Below are 16,371 nucleotides of genomic sequence, written 5' to 3' on the forward strand. Positions count from 1 at the left end.
TACCGATTAGAAGAGAGTAAAACGTGAGCGATACCAAGAAAAAGTCCATGTTTGTGGATTTCAGTTTATTAGTAACACATAAAAATTTTCGCAATGTGTTTATTGCGCGCACTATATCAATACTTGGTCTGGGGATGCTTTCAGTGTCGATACCGGTTCAGGTCTATGCTTTAACCAGCGATAGCTTACAAGTTGGTATTGTCATGGCATTAGAAGGGATAGGGCTATTTATTGGTCTTCTCCTAGGAGGCGTTCTAGCGGATATGTATGAGCGAAAACGCATTATTCTGTTTGCTCGTTCCACTTGCGGATTGGGTTTTCTTGCCATGGCGATTAACGCTTGGTTACCTGATCCCTCATTGTGGGCCATTTATCTGCTGTCCATTTGGGATGGTTTTTTTGGCGCCCTAGGTGTAACCGCTTTAATGGCTTGCATGCCTTTCCTAGTAGGTCGAGAAAATCTTATGCAAGCTCGAGCAATCAGTATGGTAAGTGTGCGCTTAGCAACGGTTATCTCGCCAGCCATCGGGGGCATCATTATTGCTGCCTCCGATGTCGCTTGGAATTACCTCATTGCAGCCGTTGGGACTGGCATCACCTTACTTGCTTTGCTGTCTTTGCCAAGCATGCGACCAAAAGAAGCAAAAGCCCATAATCCCCTGTCATCGTTGTGGGATGGATTGACCTATATTTTCACCAATAAAATTGTCGCTGGCGTTGTCATCATGGGAACCTTAGTTACCTTAACCACGGCCATTCGGGTATTGTTTCCGGCACTTGCAGACACTGTTTACGGTGGCGGAGCTTGGATAGTAGGCTTGATGTACTCAGCCGTTCCTTTGGGCGCGACATTAGGAGCCATTATTAGCGGTTGGGCAAATCATGTTGAGAAGCCAGGCTTGGTTATGATGTTAAGTAGCCTTGCTGCATTTCTCTGTTTAATAGGCATTGGATCAACAACTATTTTCCCAATTGCTCTTATACTGCTGATAGGCTTTGGTTACCTTGTATCCATTGCATCGCTGCTTCAATACAGCTTTGTACAAGGCCATACACCAGACCATTATTTGGGTCGTATTAACGGAATATGGACAGCTCAAGACGCTTCAGGAGATTCGCTAGGGACACTTTCGATTGGACTTATCGGCAAACTGCTTTCTTCTTTGGCAAGTGTTTTTGTCTTTGGCGCGGTTGCCATGAGCATAGGCTTAACCTTGTTAGCTTGTTTAAAAACTCTGAGAAACAGCCCTCTTAACGACCCTAAATTAGTCGCAGAAGAGTAAGTCATTCCACTCTCTAATAAATACATTACAAAATGACTAGCTTCATTCGAATGAGCCACTTTATTAAAGCCTCCTATACGGAGGCTTTTTCTTACCTAAAAAGCGGTCAAATCAAATTCTTAGTCCAAAATTAAGGATCGAAAGCATACCTATTAAAACGACATAGAAAAAATGTAAACGCATTTCTTAGCCGCTGTAGATAAACCATAAATGAGAGTCCAAACTGACCTTTCTGTGGTAAATACACTCTCTAAAAACAAAGGCAGGATAGAGCTACCTTCTTTCTAAAAGCTGGACTTACAAGAGAGTATATATGGAGATTAAAGAGGGGCTAGCAGGAGAATAATGATAGGGGTCAATAATAAAAGCACGCATGAAAGGGAACATGCGTGCTTTATACTAGTTCGATTTAGAAATTATAGGCCGCACTCACATAATAGTTACGACCTAATTCGTACGTAGTATATCCAGTATCTTCCTCGTCTAAACGAACATCACCGATATTTTTAATACCTGCACGTAACACCAAGTTATCAGTCACATCGGCTGTTAGGCCAATATCCGTACGGTAGTATGAAGGCAGTTCAGAATAAACTGTACCCACACCTGAAACCCAAGAAGAATATTGCATACCAGCTAAGTAATTTACACTTAAGAAGGTAGAAATGACATCCGTTGCTTGATAATCAAATGAAACACTTGCTTGATGCTCAGGACGACCAGTTAGCACTGTTTTCAAGCCATCAGAATCTTCGGCCTCTGTGTCTAAGTAAGTATAATTTGCTTTTAATAGAAGGTCTTCCGTTAATGATGTCGATCCACTCAATTCAAGACCCTGAGTCATTGCTGTTGCGACGTTAATCCACTTAGCAGAAACTGGGTTGCTACTTGAATCATAACCCACTTCACGCTCTATTAAGTTATCAATATCATTACGAAAAACAGTCGCAGTCGCACTCAAGCTTTTAGTATGATAATCCACACCAAACTCATAACTTACACTAGTTTCCGCTTCTAAATCTGGGTTACCTGCTAACGTACAAGAGCCACCACAACTTACAGTCCGGTACTCTTCACTAAGCTTACTGACATCAGGCGCTTTAAAGGCCTTAGTTACACCACCCTTCAGAGTTAAGTTCTTACTTGCGTTGTATACAAGGTAAGCTTTAGGAGAAAAATTGTTACCATAAATATCGTGATTATCTACACGTCCGCCCAAAGTAAATACAAGCTTATCTGTTAATGACATTTCATCCTGAGCAAAAATACCATACTGATCTACGTTATATTCGCCAGTATCTAAAAGTGTGTAGCTGTTTTTTAATTGTTCATTTTGATAGTCCACACCGGCCATTACAGTGTGGATACCAATGATCTTATTAGCATAACCTTTGGCATAAGTATTATTTGCTTCTAAGCCATCATGAACTTGTGGATCATCGTATTGTGAGTTGTAATCATAAACATCACTTTCTTCACGCTTAATATAAGCAGTGGTATTTGCCCAATCCCATTGACCTTTGTGAGTAATAGCTAAATCGGTTCTTGTTATTTCCTGTTCTCGGTATGCAGTGTCACTATAAGCTTGATATGGACGCTCATCATGGTTGTAGCCAAAATCGACTTCTACTTCTTGGTTTTCAGCAGCTTGCCAAGTCAAAGTAGAAGACAAATTCTGAGCATTTTTCTTTTCGCGAAGTGGACCAACAGATTCATCATCCGCATACCAAGCTTTTTGGCTTAAATCCTCAACACTGACAGATAATGCAAGCTTGTCATTGATAGCCCCCATACCAGAGACCCCCAAACGATACTGATCACCACCGTCACCTGACTCAATCTTGCGAACTTCGGCATTAGCCGTTCCTGTCCAACCAGCCCCTTCTTGTGGTTTTTTAGTAATAATATTCACTACACCACCAATAGCATCGGCACCATATAGTACCGACATGGGACCACGAATAATTTCAATTCGCTCAATGGAATTTAACGGCACACTATTCAAGTCAGTATCACTGCCTTTATCAAAAGCACCGCCTGCAGAAACTCGCTTTCCGTTCACTAATAAGACAGTATATTCTCCGTCTAAACCACGAATTTGAATTTCATCTCGACCGGTTGCATCACTTAGGTTATTAACACCAACGGTTTCACGAAGCAAATCCGATACACTACTAACAGTTGATTGCGCAATATCATCTTTCGTTATCACGGTCGCAAAAGCAGGTATGTCTTCAATCTTTTTAGCTGCCATAGTAGCGGTTACGACTAAAGTATCAAGCTGAGTAGAATCCTCTTCCACCAAACTATTCTCGATTTCATCACTTGCTGCGAATGCCATCATGGGAACAGTGGCCAACATACTGACAATTAACTTTTTCTTAGCAAACATAAGCTTATTTCACTCCAATCTATTTTTGTAAGTCCATAAAAAGCATGCGAATGTTATTGCGAATTATTTTCATTATCAATAGACTTTACGTTACTTTAACCATGAATTTTACATTTAAGGAAGAAAATGTCTCTCTCTAAGCTTTCATCCACTCGTACACCAAGTCATTTATCCACTGTCGCCATCGCTGTCATCAGTATTAATGCGGCTTTAATTTCAACCAATACATTCGCTGAAAACGCCAATCAGCTAGAAACATTGGTTGTGACAGGGGAAAAGATTGATAAGGATATAAAGGACACGACGACAGCTGTGACTATCATCAGTGGCGAAGACATAGCAAAAGGTGATGCGAAAACCGTTAATGATGTCGTTACAGAAGCACCCAACGTAATAACAGCGGCATTTGGTACGGTTAATATTCGAGGCATAAATGGTAGTGGTGCAACGACCGGATATTACGCAACGGTAAGTGGCAGTAGACAACGAATTAACACTTCAGTAGATGGTGTTGCTGATGCCTTCACAGGCTATAACTTCAGTGGCTCAGGCGTATGGGACATTGATCAAGTAGAGGTACTTCGTGGGCCACAATCCACCACTCAGGGAGAAAACTCAATTGGTGGTGCGATCTCGGTAAAAACAAATGACCCAACTTTTGATCCTGAAGCTGCTGTTCGCCTTGGCTTAGAGACTTATAAAAATGGCAATGTAATGAAAAACCTAGCCTTCATGACATCTGGACCCATCACTGAAGATCTGGCATACCGCATTGCTGCCGATGGCACAGATGGAAAAGGTTTTCTTAGCTATGATGGTGAAACAGACGCTGTTCCCGTCGACCCTGAAGAGTCCAGCAATTTAAACTTAAGAGGTAAATTGCTCTGGAAAGCCAGTGATGATTTAACCATTAAAGTAACAGCCAACCACCGCAAAGCGGATGGTAGCTATTTGAATTGGGCTAATTGGAGTAATGGGACTGGCAATGAGGATGAGACTTTCACCCTAGATACTAGCGGCTCTAACAATACCCGCCTCCAAGATTCGAAAGTTAATAATTTATCAACAGAAATTAACTATGTTTTGAATGATCGTTTAACGAGCATTACAACACTGTCTAGTAATAATCAAAAAAACCGCTTTGATCAGTATCCAAATGAAGAAACATATACTTTTGAAGACAAAACAAAAACATTAGAAAGCCGTCTACTGTATACCCCCAATGACTCTAAACTCAATGGCTTCGTTGGTATAATGATCGCTGATAGAGAGAACACATTAGATCATGTAAGCACTCAAGGCAAAACAGAAGAAACCCGCATGGGCATATTTTCCGAAGGCGACTATAGCCTAACTGAAAAGTGGACTCTAATTGCTGGTGGTCGTTTTCAATACGAAGACCAGAGTCGTTACTATTCAAAGAGTGGCAGCGTTAATATTGATCAAGACATAACAGATCAATTTTTCCTACCTAAACTTGGAGCTACTTTCGCCGCTACCGACCAAACCACTGTCGGTTTCTCAATACGCAAAGGCTATAACTCAGGTGGTATCGGTTATGATGATGGCTACCGCTCAGGACAAGGCCAAGTTCAAGCCGCTGAAACTTACGATTTCGATGCAGAAACCGTGTATGCATACGAACTAAGCTCAAAAACCTCACTGGATAACGGCGCTACGTTAAATGCTGCAGTTTTCTACAACAACTATAATGATTACCAAGCATTAGCTGATAGCCGAATCAGTAATGTAACGAAAGCACACACTGCTGGCATCGAGCTTGAAGCGACTCAATGGTTAACTGAAAATTTAGAAATTAGACAATCAATTGGTTTTATGGAATCAGAAATTGATGAAAATGATAATTACCAAGGTAATGAACTATCTAATGCTCCAGAGTGGAATGCATCTCTTGGCTTCACGCAATACATAGGTGATAACTTAACGGTTGGGGCAGATGTGACTTATGTTGGAGAATATTACTCAGATCTTGATAATACTGCGGACTATAAAGTGGGCAACTACACTTTAATAGACGCCAATATAGATTATGAGTTAGGAGACCTACTAATCAGTGGCTACATTAAAAACCTTACCGATGAAGATGTTGTCTACATTATCAATTCAGGATCGCGAGCGGCCGTTGGCCAAACTCGTACAATCGGTTTAAGCGCAACCTACCGCATGTAGTTCGCTTAAGGCCATTAATTATATTAGCTCAAACAAAAAAGACGAATCAGGTATGATTCGTCTTTTTTATGTGCCTTCTTTTGTTGTTGAACAATGTATTAGCCATAAAGTATTTCTTGCTTATCACAAACATCCAATCATTCTCTATACCTTACCAATAGGCTACAGACAGTAAATTGGCATTCTGTAGTTGATAAGCTGCCGTTACTAAAACTTCCGCAGGCACGGCATCACTTAACTTTACCTTTGTTCGAATGCAACAATGGTGCTCTTCAAGCTCAACCAATTCAGCATCTAGGAAATCAAAATATTGCTTAACACTCGGATAAAGTGCTTTGTAAACACTTTCCTTTAAAGAGAAAAGCACTAATATGGCCATATTCTCATCAAAACCTACTTTCCTTAGTAGGTCATATTCTGCAGCCTCTCCAATCAGCTCTCTATCCTGTAACTGAGTTGCGCTCTGCACTCTCTCAATATCAATACCAATGCCTTTGATCGACAACTTAGCTGATTCAATAACGATCGCCACCGCCTCATTATCCGTATGAGAGATACTCCCTAAATACTTGCTCGGCCAAATTGGCGCACCATCATTACCACGAATAACATCAAATAATGGAAGGTTCTGAGCGGATTGGGCAAGTTGAACGGCAAGTCGACCAGCAAGATAGGTTTCTTTTCGCTTTGAGCGCCAGCGAGCATATTCATTTGGCTTTTTGATGTTAAAGGTATGCTCATCGGCAATCAGACTTCCCTGCTCAAAACACATATGATGAACAAGGACATCACCCAGTCCTTTGAAATGAATACGAGTTTGATTATTATTTTTCACTTAGTTACAGCCAATAAAAATGCCCAACATAACAAATATATTGGGCATTTCAATCTATTTCTGAAGAAGACAATTAAGCATTCAAGGTCGCACCACCGTCAACAACCACATCCTGCATGGTGATGTGGTTTGCCATTGGCGATGCAAAAAACACAACCACTTGGGCAATATCACTAGGGACAGCGATTTTCCCCAGTGGAATACCTAGCTTAAATTGCTCAGGAAAACCTTTAATGGTATTAGCTTCAGCTTGATCATCATGCCAAAGCTGACGCTGCATTGGCGTATCCGTTGAACCTGGACACACCAAATTACAACGCACACCATAAGGCGCCAATTCTAATCCAGCGGTATGACTAAGCGAGCTCAAAGCAGCTTTTGAAGCACAATAGGCCATCATATTGGCTCTTGGTACTTTAGCTGCATTTGAACTCACCGTCACAATAGCACCATGCCTTTGCTGCTTAAAACGCGCCATAGTGTGCTTAATCATTAAAAATGCACCACCCGCATTGACATTTATGCAGTCAGAAAAGTCTTGCCAGCTTGTCTCTTCCACACTTGCCATGCGCAAAATACCAGCCGCATTTACCAGCACATCTAGCACCGGATGTTTAAGCAATACATGATCAACAAGGCTTTTCACCCTTTGTTCATCACTGATGTCCAATGTAATGCATTCAAACTCATAAGACGTTTCATCAAACGCAAGGTCGAAACCTATGACATTGGCTCCAAGGTTAAGAAATTGATTCGCTACTTCCAACCCAATACCTCGCCCTGCTCCCGTCACCCACACGGTTTTCCCGGCAAAATCAAGCAGGCTCATTCGACCAAATCCACTTGTTTCGTCGTCATTTTAGCTTGCAGTAAATCCCACCATGCGTTTAAGGTCGCCGCCGAGGCCAATTCTTGAAAGGAAACCTCTAACCCTAATTCTTTCCATTGAGAGACCAAGTTCATAATTTGAATAGAATCCAAACCATAATCAATCAACTCATCATCTGCTTGAAAATCTTCAAGCTCTTCTTCGTCTAATAAACTCAGAATTTGCGTTTTAAATTGCTCGTAATGCAAACTACTTGAGCGGGCACTGGTTGCTAGCAATACCTCATTGGTGGAAATCACTCTACCCGCTCGTCCAGCGGTGTAAGTAAGGGCTTGATAATGTTCACTTTCACTAAAATCCGCTAACGCATCACCTATCATAAAGGGTTGAATATCACGCATAAAAGCATCTACAGCAGTCATCATGCAGCCAATATGTGCATAAACTCCACCAATCAATAGCTGATCACGCCCCCAGCTTTCCATCAACTCCTGCAAATTAGAACGGTGGAAAGCACTGTATCGCCACTTCACTAATACCGTATCTTGTTCACTTGGCGTCAGCTCATCAACCACATGCTGCAATTCAGGAAAATCATTTAATCCACTTCCCCACATGTCATTTAGCAAAGCTCTGTCTTCTGGCTTCTGATCTTTCGGTTGTGCGGTATAAACAACAGGAATCCCATGCGCATGACAATAGGCTTTGATGGCCGACAAGTTTTGTTTTAAGGTCTTTATTAATTCAGAATCCGCATCATAGAAGCGTAAAAAGTAGGCTTGCATGTCATGAATTAAAAACACGGCTCTATTGGGTTCTAACACCCAATTTACTTTCTGTTGCGGAAAATCACTGGCCGCTGGCATAGAATAAGACGGTATTGTTGGAATGCTCATATTGTTCCCCTTATGACACATTATTTAATTGAAGGCGCTGACGAATTACGTCTCGTAACGCTACTTTATTAGGCTTCCCTACTGGTGTTAGCGGCAATGCATCAATGAATTCAAAGCGATCTGGCACCTTATAATCAGCAATACCAAACCCTCTTAAGAACTTTCTCAGTTGCACACTTTTCAACTTTGACCCGTCATGCCTAGGGACAACAAAGGCACAGGTTTTTTCGCCCATAATACTGTCCGGCATAGCAACAAGAGCACTGTGTAAAATGTGTTCGTGCTTTAGTAATAAATTTTCGATTTCTTCTGCGGCAATTTTTTCACCTCCGCGATTAATTTGATCTTTGTCTCGGCCAACGACGGTTAGATACCCATTCGCGTCTTGACTGACCAAATCCCCCGTGTGGTAAAAACCCTCGCGATCAAACACTTTGGCATTATGTTCTGGTGCCTTGTAATAACCTCGGATGGTATAAGGCCCTCGCGTCACCAATTCACCTTCTTCACCAGGGGCAACGGGGTTACCATCGCTTCCGATTACCTTCACCTCATCCATTGAACACATAGGGTAACCCTGTGTCTTAACAATGGTTTCAAAGTCATCATCCAATCTCGTGTAATTCACCAAACCTTCTGCCATGCCTAAGATTTGCTGTAATTGACATCCTAATCGCTCCGGGACTTGTCTTGCGATGCTTTCACTTAATTTCGCTCCCCCTACTTGAACCAAAGACAATGAGGTTAAAGAGGACTTCCGATCCACAGCAACTTGCAACCAAAGAGCCAACGCTGGTGGTACTAATGCCACGACATTAGCTTGATGTCGTTCAATTAAGTCAAAACAAAGGTTGGCTTCCGGATTCGAGGCCATCACCACGGCGCCACCAGCATGGAACACACCAAAAGCGCCAGGAGAACTCATAGGGAAATTATGAGCACAAGGCAAGGCACACAAGTACACGGTCGATGAAGAGAATCTACATATTTCAACACTGCGACGTATGCTGAAAAAGTAATCATTATGGGTTCTTGGGATGAGTTTTGGCGTCCCCGTACTACCACCAGAAAGTTGGAAAAACGCCACTTCGTCAGGTGCATTAGGGTGCTCAACCCATTGCTGAAAGGAGGTTTCCATTGCTTCAACCAACGATGCTCCCCAGCCAGTTTCTACTAACAAGATATGCTTCAGGCTGGTCTCTTGCTGCTGAAGGGCTAACCAATATTGATCATTTGCAAATAACCTGTGCTGCTGACTGGCAATCACAAGACTTGGTTTAATCTGTTTAGCGTAAGCAGACAACTCATTTTCATTGTGGCTAAACAGCGCATTGACCGGCACAACCCCAATCCGCAACAAGGCAAAGAAGACAACATAAAACTCAGCAATATTGGGCAACTGCACTAATGCGGTATCACCCTTCTTGAGACCTAAATGATTCAGGTAGCCAGCTAAGTTCTGAGATTTTTGGCATAAATCAGCGTAGGTAAATTGGCGCTCACCACACAAAACCGCGAGATTCTCTTGCGGTGCATGATCAATCAAATCCGTCATAGGACGATCCGTCCAGTAACCTTTTTTCCGATAGGCTGTGGCGAATTCTTCTGGCCAAGCTGTAAACTCAATCGTCATTGTTAAAACCCTTTATACCAAAAGCATTAATCATGGTTTGCATTTTCGCACTGGTTTCTCGCCATTCACTTTCCACACAGGAATCCGGCACCACACCAGCACCAGCAAACAACCTCACCTTATTGCTCGCCACTTCGGCACAGCGAATCGCAATAGCCCATTCTCCATTTCCTTGAGCATCACACCAACCTACCAAGCCACTAAAGAAACCTCGTTTATGAGGTTCTAACGCAGAGATATGGTGGTGCGCTAAACCGGTTGGCGTACCACACATAGCAGGCGTGGGATGCAATTGCTTAATCACATCAAAGATACTCAACTCGGAATCCTTTGCTAATATGGCTTCAATTTGCGTGGATAAATGCCACATAGTCGGGGTTGAAATAAGGCTTGGTTGAGCCTCTAACTTCATTGACTGAACCATAGGAATAAGTGCACTACGAATGGCATCCACCACAATACGATGTTCATATTGATCTTTCTTAGATTGCTGTAACGCGTGTGACGCTCGTCGATCCTCTTGCAGGTCTTTACTGCGCTTAGCAGAGCCTGCTAACGGATTAGAATAAAGCGTATTGCCTTCTTTGCGGATTAAAAGCTCAGGGCTTGCACCGATCAGAATGCCGCTTTCAAGCGGCACACTAAAGTGATAAGCGCTGGGGTTTTGTCCCATAATATTGGTTAACAAGCGTGGGATGTCTACTGACCTATCTAGGGTTAACTCTAAGATTTTTGATAAGACAATTTTCTTCAAATCATCATGATTAAGTGTCAATAAAGCCGCTTCAATCATGTTCACAAAGCCAGTGTGATCAGGTTTAAAGGCGTGGTTTATAATCTGGTGTGAAAAATCTTTATCTTTAAACGCTGGAAAATCAGCCGAAAAAGGCTTAACTCGCTCCGACCATTTAGGGGCCAGAAGCTGACATGGCTGATCCAAATCAAACGGGATAGCGCCTACTAAAATAGGGTTATCTATTCCCTTTCGCTGTTCAGCATCAAAGACTTTGTTAACGTCATGCTGAAATGTCTTTGCCGACAACGGTGTCTCTATCTTTTGGCTCACCCCTCTGGCACGTACTAAATTGTGACTGGAATTGAATAAAAATAAATCGGTTTTATGCTGGTCTGACAACGACAATAGCTCAGCATCATAATCATAGTCCGGAAAAGCAACATCCATAAAAGCCTCCAATAATGAGAATCATTAACAAAATAATGATGAGCGAATGATAATCAATTGCATTTTATTAAACCAGTCATTCCATGTAAAAAATTTGCAAGCAAAGGTCAGTGGAGCAAGAAGCTAAAATATTGTCAGGCAAGATTCATAAAATAATATAAGCAATGATCATTTTTATATTTGCAATCAATATCTCTTGAAAAAAAATCGCATTTGAGTAACATTCGCATGCGAAAATCATTCTCAAACAAAGGATCACATTGATGAAACTCGGCTCCCTCCTTGCCATGGCTCTTGGAATGTCCATTTTGACTGGTGCAGTCCAAGCAAAAGTAACCGTTATTGATGACGTCTTAGGCCGACAAGTTGAAGTGGATTTACCCGCTAAACGTGTTGTTCTTGGTTTTTATGCAGAAGATTATATGGCCATTGGTACAGAAAAAGCCTTTGATTATGTGGTCGGATTATCCCGCGATACATGGGAAGCTTGGCGTCCTGCTAGTTGGAACCTGTATACCAACTACCGACCTTCACTGAAAAAAATTCCAGATGTAGGGGAAGTGGAAGCACAGACGTTTTCCATCGAAAAAGTACTGAGTCTAAGACCCAGTGTTATCTTATTAGCCGATTGGCAATACAAAGGCTTGGGCATGGACGTTGAGCGTTTAGAAGACGCAGGCATTCCAATCGTTGTCGTAGATTACAACGCACAAACCCTTGAACGCCATGTAAGAAGCACTCAAATTATTGGTCAGCTAACAGGCCAAGAACAACGTGCGGATCAAATCGCAGACGAGTATCAAACCACCATTAACAGCACCATTAAACGAATTAAAGAAGCAAACCTGCCTAAACCTCGTACCTATGTTGAGTTTGGTAATAAAGGGCCAAGTCAGTACAGCTTTACCTATGGTAAGAACATGTGGGGAGCCATGGTTACCATGCTTCAAGGCGACAACATAGCAGCACCTTTTGTAGAATGGTGGGGACCAATGAACCCAGAACAAGTGTTAGCTTCCAAACCACAAGTAGTCTTCATCACAGGTACTGAGTCTGGTATCAAAGGCGATGCGCTGCCAATGGGGCAAGGCATTGACCGTGATTTGGCGAAACAACGCCTAGCCGGTTTCACAAAACGTGCAGGCTGGGCACAAATGCCAGCGGTAAAAAATGACCAAATCTATGGTCTTTACCAAGGCGCGTCTCGAACCATTCTTGATGCCTCGATGGCACAATTTATGGCTAAGGCCATGTACCCAGATCTGTTTAAAGATGTAAATCCTGAGCAAGCTTATCTGGATTTCTATAAGAAATACTTACCCGTTACCCCAACCGGTACTTTTACTGTTCAACTTTCGGAGTAATATACCGCCTAACATTTCAGTCGGTATTCTAACTATGCAGTCATCAGGTTTACTTTCTGATGCTATTTCAAACCAGCGACGTTCTGAGCAACGTCGCTGGTTTGTTATGAGTATCCTATTCGTGGTTTTAATCACGTCTTTTATTTTAGATGTGGCCACTGGCCCTTCTTTATTGAACATCAAAGAAGTGGCTAACGCTCTCCTTCATCTCATTGGTTTCGACACACCTGTTGATCCCACTACAGAAGTCATTGTGACCAATTTGCGCTTGCCTATTGCCATCATGGCGGTCATTGTTGGCGGTGTATTGGGGGTGGGTGGTGCTGAAATGCAAACCTTGCTAAACAACCCAATGGCCAGTCCTTATACTTTGGGAATGGCCGCGGCAGCCGGTTTTGGCGCCGCCATGACCTTGTATGTTGGTTCCCTTGGTTTGAATGCAAATGTGGCCGTGCCTCTTGGTGCTTTTGTTTGCTGTATGCTGGCCGCCGCCTTTTTATTTGCACTCGCAACCATGCAACACATCAGCTCTGGACAACTCATTTTGGCCGGTATTGCCTTACTGTTTTTGTTCCAATCACTATTGTCCTTGGTGCAATTCATTTCATCACCAGAGTTAAGTCAGCAAATTCTTTTCTGGCTATTTGGCAGCTTATCTAAAGCGTCTTGGTCTAACCTTTTGATCGTCGGCGGTGTCACACTGGTTTGTATGGTCTTTTTAATGAAAGATGCTTGGAAGCTCACGGCCCTTCGTTTGGGTGAAGAAAGGGCAAAAAGCCTGGGCGTCAATGTCAGTCGTCTACGCCTTAAAACGCTTTTCATCGTGGCTTTGATGACAGCCACAGTGACCAGCTTTGTCGGTATCATTGGCTTTATTGGGATTGTCGCACCAAATATTGCTAAGATTTTGGTTGGCGAGGATCAAAGGTTTTTCATCCCACTGTCTTTTTTAATTGGTGCCTTCTTACTTTCCAGTGCATCAGTGTTATCCAAAGTCATTGTTCCTGGCGCTTTATTCCCTATTGGCATAGTCACAGCCATTATAGGTGTGCCTTTCTTCTTCTGGCTAATCTTAGGAAAAAGGCGCTAAATCATGCTGACAGTCAACCAACTCAATGTCACCTTAGACACTCTTACGCTGGCTAAGGACATGTCTTTTTCCCTTCAGCCAGGTAAGGTCAATGTTATTATTGGCCCTAATGGCACAGGCAAAAGTACCTTACTAAAAACCTTATTTGGCGACATTAAAGCCCAATCCGGCGACATTCACTTTTTTGATCAAACGTTAACGACAAAGCAACTATCAGCTTGGCGTAAACTCTTCGGCTACATGCCACAAGATATCCGACTGGATATTGAGCTCAGTGTGCTGGAAGTGGTTTTGCTCGGTCAGCTAGACGCCCTGAGTTTACGACTTGATGATGCTTTAATTGAACAAGCTTTATCGGCACTAGATAAAATCGGTTTACTGCATCTAGCCAATCGTTCAGTGAACAAACTTAGTGGCGGTCAATGCCAGATGATTTTGTTTGCCCAAGCTTTAATGCGAAATCCCAAAATACTCATGCTCGATGAGCCTGTCAGCGCTCTAGATTTGCATTTTCAGCATGTATTGTTGGATCACCTTGATGAGCAAACTAAACAACAAGGTTGGGTGACCTTAATGGTGTTACACGACCTTAATTTAGCGGCTCAATATGCAGACAATTTATTGGTACTAAAAGACGGTCAACTGGTAAAAAGTGGTGATCCAAAAGACATTCTTACGCCCGAGCTGATCAAGGAGGTGTATGGCGTACAAGCTGAGATCTCCAAAGACAGTCATGGTCTCCCCTTCGTTCGTACCATCCGTAGAAGTCGCACGGAAGTAAATCTGTCCACGGACGGAAAAGTCACGCAATTAGACAAAGGAATAGCCAATGCGATTTAACCATCTTGTCACCAGCGTAACGCTTAGTATCTTACTTATCGGTCAGCAAGTTCATGCCAAAGAATGGCAAATTCAGATGCTCAATTATGGTTCTGCAGAACAAGGCGGCATGATCTTTGAACCTGCTTTTATCCATGCCCAAGTTGGCGATACAATCACATTCCTGCCCAGTCATTCTGGTCATAATGCTCAGTCTTATGTGGTGCCGGAAGGCAGCCGACAATGGAAATCTTCTTTGGATAAAGAATATACCTTCACCCTTGATGCGGAAGGCATACATCTTTATTATTGCCCGCCACATTTGATGATGGGCATGGTTGGTATGATCCAAGTTGGCGCCGCTAAAAACCAAGCCTTGATTGACAAAAAAGCCCCCCGTTTACGCTCTAAAATGGCCCTTAAGCCCGAGCGAATGGATGCCCTATTAAGTCAAATTCGCTAGCCACTACAACGCTTTAAAGAACCCAACAGCATGCTTTTCAAGCACTTTATCAACGATACTCGGCTTTTATCACCCGCAGGCAAAGTACTGGTCATTAATGGTTTCACCTTTAATCTCGGCTTTTACATGCTGCTGCCGTATTTGGCAGATCACCTGCAACACGACTTGGGCATTACCGGCTGGTTTGTCGGTTCCATCATAGGACTACGAGTATTAAGCCAACAAGGTCTATTTTTAGTTGGCGGCACGCTGGGCGATCTGTTTGGCTATAAGAAGCTGATTTTAATGGGCTGTGCTATACGCATTATTGGCTTTGCTTTACTGGGTATTGGTCAGACTGTGCCTGTACTGCTGCTCGGAGCCTTTTGCTCTGGCTTTGCTGGTGCCTTATTTACGCCAAGTAGCCAAGCTTATTTAGCGTCAGAATACCCGCATCAAAATCAGCGGCAAAAAGTTTTTGCGCTGCAAAACCTCACCTCGGAAGCAGGCATGCTGTTGGGCCCTCTGGTTGGTCTGAGTTTACTGGTGGTGGATTTTGCTCTAGTAGGTCTGTTTTCAGCGGGTTTATTCAGTATTCTTCTGGCGATTCAGTGGCGTTTTTTACCTGAATTGGACTCCCAAAAAACGACATTGAGGGAATCCCAGCCACCCTTTTGGCGACAGTGGCTTAGTATGATAAGACACAAAGCTTTTATGGTATTTGTGCTTTGCTCTTCGGTTTATCACCTGCTATTCCACCAGCTCTACGTTGCCATTCCTCATGAAGTAAGAGTCGTCACTCAAGATGTCAGCATCATCACTTGGGTGTTTGCCACATCGTCCATTACCGGTGTGCTCATGCAGATGCCGGTTAGTCGTTTTGTTGAGCAGCGACTTGGTACGGCGCTAGGAATGGGCTTGGGCATGTCAATTATGGGCAGCAGTTATTTATGGTTGAATCTGCATTTCGACACCTTGCCAGCCCTCTCTTTTATATTGTGTGCATTATTTTTTAGCCTTGGCTCTATGCTGGTATTCCCTTTATTAGGAGCACACGTTCCAACCTTTTGTGAGGCATACACACTGGGCAGCCATTATGGTTTGTATTCCTGCATTGGCGGCCTTTATGCCTTTACCGGCAACATCACCATAGGCTGGTTACTTTCATCCACTAATGTCTCTCATACCTATATCTGGATTGGTTTGGCTTGTTGTGGCGTCCTTTCTGGTGGCTTATTGTTTTGGCAGGTTAAACAGCCATTGAAGGCATAAACCTTTCAAAACAGACCGTTTAGCTGTCATTAAAATGTAAAACCTTCTCATTAATAATGAATGGGTATTTAAATTCATCTCAATATGTACTTAAATTAGGTACATATCAGTAATAATATTGATCAAGTTTCATACGGATTATG

Annotated in this window: 13 protein-coding genes; 7 read left to right on the plus strand and 6 right to left on the minus strand. The window is 42.7% G+C overall.

Annotation, left to right across the window (positions count from 1 at the left end):
- Nucleotides 1-23 precede the first annotated feature (23 nt).
- On the plus strand, nucleotides 24-1,283 hold the full coding sequence (gene entS / locus DFP76_RS06550; RefSeq protein ID WP_245931888.1) for an enterobactin transporter EntS: 1,260 nt from the start codon (nucleotides 24-26) through the stop codon (nucleotides 1,281-1,283).
- Between the two features lie 409 nt (nucleotides 1,284-1,692).
- Here entS and DFP76_RS06555 read toward each other — a convergent pair whose 3' ends face one another.
- Nucleotides 1,693-3,645: a TonB-dependent receptor plug domain-containing protein gene (locus tag DFP76_RS06555; protein ID WP_181799802.1), complete on the minus strand. Its 1,953-nt coding sequence runs from the start codon at nucleotides 3,643-3,645 to the stop codon at nucleotides 1,693-1,695.
- A 156-nt stretch (nucleotides 3,646-3,801) separates the two neighbouring features.
- Here DFP76_RS06555 and DFP76_RS06560 point away from each other — a divergent pair, with 156 nt between their 5' ends.
- A complete protein-coding gene (locus tag DFP76_RS06560) occupies nucleotides 3,802-5,865 on the plus strand; it encodes a TonB-dependent receptor (protein ID WP_113873859.1) in 2,064 nt (687 codons plus the stop codon).
- Nucleotides 5,866-6,016: 151 nt separating this feature from the next.
- Here the strand turns inward: DFP76_RS06560 and DFP76_RS06565 are convergent, their stop codons facing one another.
- The 5 genes from DFP76_RS06565 to DFP76_RS06585 all read right to left on the minus strand — a co-directional run bounded on the left by DFP76_RS06565 (nucleotide 6,017) and on the right by DFP76_RS06585 (nucleotide 11,241).
- Nucleotides 6,017-6,700, minus strand: coding sequence for a 4'-phosphopantetheinyl transferase family protein (locus DFP76_RS06565; protein WP_113873860.1), 684 nt, complete (start codon nucleotides 6,698-6,700; stop codon nucleotides 6,017-6,019).
- Between the two features lie 73 nt (nucleotides 6,701-6,773).
- Nucleotides 6,774-7,529, minus strand: a complete 756-nt coding sequence (gene dhbA / locus DFP76_RS06570) for a 2,3-dihydro-2,3-dihydroxybenzoate dehydrogenase (protein WP_113873861.1) — start codon at nucleotides 7,527-7,529, stop codon at nucleotides 6,774-6,776.
- The gene (locus tag DFP76_RS06575; protein ID WP_113873862.1) at nucleotides 7,526-8,425 is read right to left on the minus strand and encodes an isochorismatase; all 900 of its coding nucleotides are present in this window, start codon (nucleotides 8,423-8,425) and stop codon (nucleotides 7,526-7,528) included. Before DFP76_RS06575 ends, dhbA begins: the two co-directional genes overlap by 4 nt.
- Before the next feature lie 10 nt (nucleotides 8,426-8,435).
- Nucleotides 8,436-10,058 (minus strand): (2,3-dihydroxybenzoyl)adenylate synthase, encoded by a 1,623-nt coding sequence (locus DFP76_RS06580; protein ID WP_113873863.1) that lies wholly within the window; start codon nucleotides 10,056-10,058, stop codon nucleotides 8,436-8,438.
- Nucleotides 10,048-11,241 (minus strand): isochorismate synthase, encoded by a 1,194-nt coding sequence (locus DFP76_RS06585; protein WP_113873864.1) that lies wholly within the window; start codon nucleotides 11,239-11,241, stop codon nucleotides 10,048-10,050. Before DFP76_RS06585 ends, DFP76_RS06580 begins: the two co-directional genes overlap by 11 nt.
- A gap of 263 nt (nucleotides 11,242-11,504) precedes the next feature.
- Here DFP76_RS06585 and DFP76_RS06590 point away from each other — a divergent pair, with 263 nt between their 5' ends.
- Genes DFP76_RS06590 through DFP76_RS06610 form a run of 5 tightly spaced genes read left to right on the plus strand, consistent with a single transcriptional unit; the run spans nucleotide 11,505 to nucleotide 16,228 of the window.
- Nucleotides 11,505-12,605, plus strand: coding sequence for an ABC transporter substrate-binding protein (locus DFP76_RS06590; RefSeq protein ID WP_113873865.1), 1,101 nt, complete (start codon nucleotides 11,505-11,507; stop codon nucleotides 12,603-12,605).
- 34 nt (nucleotides 12,606-12,639) lie between these two features.
- Nucleotides 12,640-13,695: a FecCD family ABC transporter permease gene (locus tag DFP76_RS06595; protein WP_113873866.1), complete on the plus strand. Its 1,056-nt coding sequence runs from the start codon at nucleotides 12,640-12,642 to the stop codon at nucleotides 13,693-13,695.
- 3 nt (nucleotides 13,696-13,698) lie between these two features.
- Nucleotides 13,699-14,535, plus strand: coding sequence for an ABC transporter ATP-binding protein (locus DFP76_RS06600; RefSeq protein WP_113873867.1), 837 nt, complete (start codon nucleotides 13,699-13,701; stop codon nucleotides 14,533-14,535).
- Entirely contained in the window at nucleotides 14,525-14,977 is a 453-nt protein-coding gene (locus tag DFP76_RS06605; RefSeq protein ID WP_113873868.1) for a pseudoazurin, read from the plus strand. Before DFP76_RS06600 ends, DFP76_RS06605 begins: the two co-directional genes overlap by 11 nt.
- Before the next feature lie 30 nt (nucleotides 14,978-15,007).
- Nucleotides 15,008-16,228 carry an MFS transporter gene (locus DFP76_RS06610; RefSeq protein ID WP_113873869.1) on the plus strand — a complete coding sequence of 407 codons (1,221 nt, stop codon included), beginning with the start codon at nucleotides 15,008-15,010 and terminating at the stop codon, nucleotides 16,226-16,228.
- Nucleotides 16,229-16,371 lie beyond the last annotated feature (143 nt).

Source organism: Marinomonas aquiplantarum, assembly GCF_003314975.1.
GTDB classification, from domain to species: domain Bacteria; phylum Pseudomonadota; class Gammaproteobacteria; order Pseudomonadales; family Marinomonadaceae; genus Marinomonas; species Marinomonas aquiplantarum.